Source organism: Ohtaekwangia sp., from assembly GCF_036568665.1.
Lineage (GTDB): Bacteria > Bacteroidota > Bacteroidia > Cytophagales > Cyclobacteriaceae > Ohtaekwangia.
Map to the genome: position 1 here is coordinate 1 of NZ_DATCSD010000137.1, position 2,464 is coordinate 2,464.

At 47.2% G+C, this 2,464-nt stretch carries 2 protein-coding genes; both read right to left on the reverse strand.

The window, feature by feature from the left end; genetic code table 11:
- Positions 1-1,133 (reverse strand): RagB/SusD family nutrient uptake outer membrane protein (locus VIN08_RS07325; RefSeq protein ID WP_331962463.1); only part of this gene is annotated, 1,133 nt, incomplete at its 3' end.
- On the reverse strand, positions 1,078-2,464 hold a 1,387-nt coding region (locus tag VIN08_RS07330; RefSeq protein WP_331962466.1), incomplete at its 5' end, for a SusC/RagA family TonB-linked outer membrane protein. The genes VIN08_RS07325 and VIN08_RS07330, both read right to left, overlap by 56 nt.

Below are 2,464 nucleotides of genomic sequence, written 5' to 3' on the forward strand. Positions count from 1 at the left end.
CCACCATCGGTGAAGTTGGTATACTTGCGGAAAGCGTAGCCTGTAAGGCGTGTATCTTCTACAGCAAAAGTATGCGTGGTTGAACCCATCACTACTTCATCGCCCGGCTTAAATATAGTATAGTCGAGGCGAGGATCGTTGGCCTCAAACTCATCCACCAGGTCTTGTATAGGTTCGTGAAATCCCCAGCCACCAAGTCCACCGGGAGTGTGATAGAAGGCAGGAGAGTCATCGGTAGTCCAGCCTTGTTCATATTGCAGACTATATAGTATCTCCGGATTGTTCTCGGTAGCCAGTTGAAAGTTCTCTTCAAAACTATCAGCCAGTTTATACTTGGCATTACCGATGATCTTGTTCCCGGCATCAATAGCACTGGAGAATTTCTCCTGGTATACATATAGCTTGGTGAGGAAACCATAAGCGGATCCTTTGGTAGCGCGGCCTATATTGCTCACATCATTGCTATAGTCTTCCGGCAGTAATTCAGCGGCTTTCAGAAAATCTGCTTCAGCCTGTGCCTGTACTTCGGCCAGTGTAGACTTGGCCTTGTTAAAGTTGTTGGCCAGGGCATCTTCTTCGAGAATGATTGGTACTTCGCCCCAGATCACAGCGAGACGCCAGTAAGCAAAACCTCTTAAGAAATATGCTTCACCGAGGCAGCGGTTACGCAGCGTTTCATCCATGTCTACTTTGGGTGCGTTAATCAACACCGTGTTTGCACGCGAGATCACTTCATACTTCGTAGACCATGTGTTGAGTATATGCGAGTTGGAAGCGTTGAAAGTAAATAACTCCAACTGTGCTTCTGAGTCACCATGGTCACCGGAACGTACCATATCATCGGAGCTGTTGTCGAATGTATACTCGGTGTGAGCAAATCCGTCTTCATCCAGCAAAGGCGAATATATAGCATTGGTAGCCGCCACCACATCATCGCCATTGCGCCAGAATTTATCGGATGTAGTTTGACCATACGGTGAAGAGTCAAGTACATCATTCTGGCAACTTGTGAATACCACACTGCCAAGCAGTGCAGCGATTCCGAATATTTTCTTGATCGAATGATTTTTCATGGCATTAGAAAGATAGAGTGGCACCAATGGTAAAGGTTCTGGCAAGCGGGTATTGCGCATAGTCTACGTTCACCTGGGTATATTGTCCGGATGAACGGTTTCCGTCAGCATAACCAAGCTCGGGGTTCAGCCCTTTATACTTGGTAATGGTAAATATATTCTGTCCCGTTACGTAGAAGCGCGCCTGTGTTATATGCAGCGCATCGCTAACAGTCTTTGGCAGCGTATAGCCCAGCGTTACATTTTTTAATCGCAGAAATGCTCCGCTCTCGATGAAAAGATTAGACGTGCGATAGTTCAGGTTGGGATCGGTAGAGCTGAGGCGTGGCAGTGAGTTGCTGGTATTTTCACCATGCCATCTTCCGGTTGCTTCCTCGTATAGATTGAACGAGTATGCAGCATTCAATCCCTGCATACGATCGGCATTATATATATCTACACCGCCTATACCTACAAAGAACAAGGTGAGATCTATACCTTTATAGTTTGCACTGGCGTTAAAGCCGTAGGTAACTTTCGGCTGAGGACTTCCTAATATAGTACGGTCTTTATCGTCAACCACATGGTCGCCATTGAGGTCTACAAAGCGTACATCACCGGGATGTATCTGTGAAGCCCTGCGAGGATCTTCTGCTATATTCGGATCAGAATCGATCTGCGCCTGATTCTGATATATACCATCGGCTTTCCATCCGTAGAATGTACCATAGGCACTGCCTACATACGAGCGTGTAATTTCCTGGTCGGTGCGCCCGTAAGTTTGTGACGCAAGGAAGCTGCCCGGTGTGAGTAATTTTGTTACGCGATTCTGAATGAAGGTTGCGTTACCACTCAGGGTGATATTCAGATCGCCAATCGATTTGCGATAGGTAAGTTCCAGTTCCAATCCACGGTTACGAAGTTCACCGGCATTCTGATCCGGAATTCTGGCTTTACCCAATGTACCCAGCGAAGGCGGACTCAACAGCATGTTCTTGGTATACTTAATAAAATATGCTGCTGTGAGTAATATACTGTTGTCGAGAAAACCCGCGTCTAATCCAAAGTTTGTCATCTCGGCAGTTTCCCATCCTATATTTGGATTAGGTATAAGCGCTTGTGCAGTACCTTGCACCGTGTTCTGCGGCTGGCTGGTGCCAAAGGCATAGTTGTTATAGGTTCCTCCGTTTCGTAATATGGCCAGATACTGGAACGGATCTACTGCCTGATTACCGAGGTGTCCGGAACCACCGGTGAGTTTCAAACTGCTAACAATGGGAAGAGCACTCTCGAAGAAAGCTTCTTCCGATACGCGCCATCCCAAGGAGAATGCCGGGAAGTATCCCCATCGCAGACCGTTTCTGAATCTGGATGAACCATCGGCTCTATAAGTAGCGGTGAGCAGGTAACGG